This is a genomic window from Streptococcus sp. 5905, assembly GCF_013276505.1.
Lineage (GTDB): Bacteria > Bacillota > Bacilli > Lactobacillales > Streptococcaceae > Streptococcus.
The window spans coordinates 1-5,162 of sequence record NZ_VMLC01000010.1 but is presented as its reverse complement, the minus strand read 5'-3'; the positions used below and the strand labels follow the sequence as shown (position 1 = coordinate 5,162).

Annotated in this window: 1 tRNA gene and 3 rRNA genes; all 4 read right to left on the bottom strand. The window is 49.5% G+C overall.

Features of this window, described 5'->3' with window-relative positions:
- Position 1: 1 nt before the first annotated feature.
- Positions 2-117 (bottom strand): 5S ribosomal RNA (gene rrf, locus HT680_RS08975).
- A 77-nt stretch (positions 118-194) separates the two neighbouring features.
- Positions 195-3,097 (bottom strand): 23S ribosomal RNA (locus tag HT680_RS08970).
- 122 nt (positions 3,098-3,219) lie between these two features.
- Positions 3,220-3,292, bottom strand: a tRNA-Ala gene (locus HT680_RS08965).
- Between the two features lie 50 nt (positions 3,293-3,342).
- A 16S ribosomal RNA gene (locus HT680_RS08960) occupies positions 3,343-4,889 on the bottom strand.
- Together the 16S, 23S and 5S rRNA genes with 1 tRNA gene alongside form the textbook arrangement of a ribosomal RNA operon.
- Between the last annotated feature and the right edge of the window lie 273 nt (positions 4,890-5,162).

Below are 5,162 nucleotides of genomic sequence, written 5' to 3'. Positions count from 1 at the left end.
AGCTAAGCGACTTCCATATCTCACAGGGGGCAACCCCCAACTACTTCCGGCGTTCTAGGGCTTAACTGCTGTGTTCGGCATGGGTACAGGTGTATCTCCTAGGCTATCGTCACTTAACTCTGAGTAATACCTACTCAAAATTGAATATCTATCAAATAATTAGAAAAACCATACGCTAAGTTTTCTCAGTTACTTTGGATAAGTCCTCGAGCTATTAGTATTAGTCCGCTACATGTGTCACCACACTTCCACTTCTAACCTATCTACCTGATCATCTCTCAGGGCTCTTACTGATATATAATCATGGGAAATCTCATCTTGAGGTGGGTTTCACACTTAGATGCTTTCAGCGTTTATCCCTTCCCTACATAGCTACCCAGCGATGCCTTTGGCAAGACAACTGGTACACCAGCGGTAAGTCCACTCTGGTCCTCTCGTACTAGGAGCAGATCCTCTCAAATTTCCTACGCCCGCGACGGATAGGGACCGAACTGTCTCACGACGTTCTGAACCCAGCTCGCGTGCCGCTTTAATGGGCGAACAGCCCAACCCTTGGGACCGACTACAGCCCCAGGATGCGACGAGCCGACATCGAGGTGCCAAACCTCCCCGTCGATGTGAACTCTTGGGGGAGATAAGCCTGTTATCCCCAGGGTAGCTTTTATCCGTTGAGCGATGGCCCTTCCATGCGGAACCACCGGATCACTAAGCCCGACTTTCGTCCCTGCTCGAGTTGTAGCTCTCGCAGTCAAGCTCCCTTATACCTTTACACTCTGCGAATGATTTCCAACCATTCTGAGGGAACCTTTGGGCGCCTCCGTTACCTTTTAGGAGGCGACCGCCCCAGTCAAACTGCCCGTCAGACACTGTCTCCGATAGGGATAACCTATCCGGGTTAGAGTGGCCATAACACAAGGGTAGTATCCCAACAACGTCTCCTTCGAAACTGGCGTCCCGATCTCATAGACTCCTACCTATCCTGTACATGTGGTACAGACACTCAATATCAAACTGCAGTAAAGCTCCATGGGGTCTTTCCGTCCTGTCGCGGGTAACCTGCATCTTCACAGGTACTAAAATTTCACCGAGTCTCTCGTTGAGACAGTGCCCAAATCATTACGCCTTTCGTGCGGGTCGGAACTTACCCGACAAGGAATTTCGCTACCTTAGGACCGTTATAGTTACGGCCGCCGTTTACTGGGGCTTCAATTCATACCTTCGAGTTACCTCTAAGCACTCCTCTTAACCTTCCAGCACCGGGCAGGCGTCACCCCCTATACATCATCTTACGATTTAGCAGAGAGCTGTGTTTTTGATAAACAGTTGCTTGGGCCTATTCACTGCGGCTGACCTAAATCAGCACCCCTTCTCCCGAAGTTACGGGGTCATTTTGCCGAGTTCCTTAACGAGAGTTCTCTCGCTCACCTGAGGCTACTCGCCTCGACTACCTGTGTCGGTTTGCGGTACGGGTAGAGTATGTTTAAACGCTAGAAGCTTTTCTTGGCAGTGTGACGTCACTAACTTCGCTACTAAACTTCGCTCCCCATCACAGCTCAATGTTATAGAATTAAGCATTTGACTCAATTCACACCTCACTGCTTAGACAGACACTTCCAATCGTCTGCTTTAGTTAGCCTACTGCGTCCCTCCATCACTACATACTCTAGTACAGGAATATCAACCTGTTGTCCATCGGATACACCTTTCGGTCTCTCCTTAGGTCCCGACTAACCCAGGGCGGACGAGCCTTCCCCTGGAAACCTTAGTCTTACGGTGGACAGGATTCTCACCTGTCTTTCGCTACTCATACCGGCATTCTCACTTCTATGCGTTCCAGCACTCCTCACGGTACACCTTCATCACACATAGAACGCTCTCCTACCATACCTATAAAGGTATCCACAGCTTCGGTAAATTGTTTTAGCCCCGGTACATTTTCGGCGCAGGGTCACTCGACTAGTGAGCTATTACGCACTCTTTGAATGAATAGCTGCTTCTAAGCTAACATCCTAGTTGTCTGTGCAACCCCACATCCTTTTCCACTTAACAATTATTTTGGGACCTTAGCTGGTGGTCTGGGCTGTTTCCCTTTCGACTACGGATCTTAGCACTCGCAGTCTGACTGCCGACCATAATTCTTTGGCATTCGGAGTTTATCTGAGATTGGTAATCCGGGATGGACCCCTCACCCAAACAGTGCTCTACCTCCAAGAATCTCTAATGTCGACGCTAGCCCTAAAGCTATTTCGGAGAGAACCAGCTATCTCCAAGTTCGTTTGGAATTTCTCCGCTACCCACAAGTCATCCAAGCACTTTTCAACGTGCCCTGGTTCGGTCCTCCAGTGCGTCTTACCGCACCTTCAACCTGCTCATGGGTAGGTCACATGGTTTCGGGTCTACGACATGATACTAATGCGCCCTATTCAGACTCGGTTTCCCTGCGGCTCCGTCTCTTCAACTTAACCTCGCATCATATCGTAACTCGCCGGTTCATTCTACAAAAGGCACGCTCTCACCCATTAACGGGCTCGAACTTGTTGTAGGCACACGGTTTCAGGTTCTATTTCACTCCCCTCCCGGGGTGCTTTTCACCTTTCCCTCACGGTACTGGTTCACTATCGGTCACTAGGGAGTATTTAGGGTTGGGAGATGGTCCTCCCAGATTCCGACGGGATTTCTCGTGTCCCGCCGTACTCAGGATACTGCTAGGTACAAAGACTATTTTAAATACGAGGCTTTTACTCTCTTTGGCTGATCTTCCCAAATCATTCTTCTATAATCTTTGAGTCCACATTGCAGTCCTACAACCCCGAAGAGTAAACTCTTCGGTTTGCCCTCCTGCCGTTTCGCTCGCCGCTACTAAGGCAATCGCTTTTGCTTTCTCTTCCTGCAGCTACTTAGATGTTTCAGTTCACTGCGTCTTCCTCCTCATATCCTTAACAGATATGGGTAACAGGTAGTACCTGTTGGGTTCCCCCATTCGGAAATCCCTGGATCATAGCTTACTTACAGCTACCCAAGGCATATCGTCGTTTGTCACGTCCTTCTTCGGCTCCTAGTGCCAAGGCATCCACCGTGCGCCCTTATTAACTTAACCTTATTTTCTGACCTTTCAGTCAGTAACTCTTTTAATACTACAGCGTTTCGGTTTATTTTCTTGTTACTATTTGATATAGATATTCAATTTTCAATGTGCATTACTTGGTGATCTCTCACCAATGGAGCCTAGCGGGATCGAACCGCTGACCTCCTGCGTGCAAAGCAGGCGCTCTCCCAGCTGAGCTAAGGCCCCACAAGACCTCTCAAGACTAAACAAGACCAATGTGCATTCCTTGTCCTTAGAAAGGAGGTGATCCAGCCGCACCTTCCGATACGGCTACCTTGTTACGACTTCACCCCAATCATCTATCCCACCTTAGGCGGCTGGCTCCTAAAAGGTTACCTCACCGACTTCGGGTGTTACAAACTCTCGTGGTGTGACGGGCGGTGTGTACAAGGCCCGGGAACGTATTCACCGCGGCGTGCTGATCCGCGATTACTAGCGATTCCGACTTCATGTAGGCGAGTTGCAGCCTACAATCCGAACTGAGACTGGCTTTAAGAGATTAGCTTGCCGTCACCGACTTGCGACTCGTTGTACCAGCCATTGTAGCACGTGTGTAGCCCAGGTCATAAGGGGCATGATGATTTGACGTCATCCCCACCTTCCTCCGGTTTATTACCGGCAGTCTCGCTAGAGTGCCCAACTGAATGATGGCAACTAACAATAGGGGTTGCGCTCGTTGCGGGACTTAACCCAACATCTCACGACACGAGCTGACGACAACCATGCACCACCTGTCACCTCTGTCCCGAAGGAAAACTCTATCTCTAGAGCGGTCAGAGGGATGTCAAGACCTGGTAAGGTTCTTCGCGTTGCTTCGAATTAAACCACATGCTCCACCGCTTGTGCGGGCCCCCGTCAATTCCTTTGAGTTTCAACCTTGCGGTCGTACTCCCCAGGCGGAGTGCTTAATGCGTTAGCTGCGGCACTAAACCCCGGAAAGGGTCTAACACCTAGCACTCATCGTTTACGGCGTGGACTACCAGGGTATCTAATCCTGTTTGCTCCCCACGCTTTCGAGCCTCAGCGTCAGTTACAAGCCAGAGAGCCGCTTTCGCCACCGGTGTTCCTCCATATATCTACGCATTTCACCGCTACACATGGAATTCCACTCTCCCCTCTTGCACTCAAGTTAAACAGTTTCCAAAGCGTACTATGGTTAAGCCACAGCCTTTAACTTCAGACTTATCTAACCGCCTGCGCTCGCTTTACGCCCAATAAATCCGGACAACGCTCGGGACCTACGTATTACCGCGGCTGCTGGCACGTAGTTAGCCGTCCCTTTCTGGTAAGATACCGTCACAGTGTGAACTTTCCACTCTCACACTCGTTCTTCTCTTACAACAGAGCTTTACGATCCGAAAACCTTCTTCACTCACGCGGCGTTGCTCGGTCAGACTTCCGTCCATTGCCGAAGATTCCCTACTGCTGCCTCCCGTAGGAGTCTGGGCCGTGTCTCAGTCCCAGTGTGGCCGATCACCCTCTCAGGTCGGCTATGTATCGTCGCCTTGGTGAGCCGTTACCCCACCAACTAGCTAATACAACGCAGGTCCATCTGGTAGTGGTGCAATTGCACCTTTCAAACAGTTATCATGCAATAACTGCTATTATGCGGTATTAGCTATCGTTTCCAATAGTTATCCCCCGCTACCAGGCAGGTTACCTACGCGTTACTCACCCGTTCGCAACTCATCCAGAGAAGCAAGCTCCTCCTTCAGCGTTCTACTTGCATGTATTAGGCACGCCGCCAGCGTTCGTCCTGAGCCAGGATCAAACTCTCATTAAAAGTTTGAGTTCTCACTCATTTCTGTCACTGACAGATTTATTGTTTTTTCATTGTTCAGTACTATAACCTCAGTTATAGTGCCCTGCACATTGGTTCGTCTTGTTCAGTTTTCAAAGGTCTTTGTCACTCAATCTCTCTCAAGCGACAACTATATTAGTATATCACAGCTGTTGACCTATGTCAACACTTTTTTGAAACTTTTTTTACTTTTTTCGTCCCTGCGATACACTCATAGTCCGTACGGGATTCGAACCCGTGTTACCGCCGTGAAAA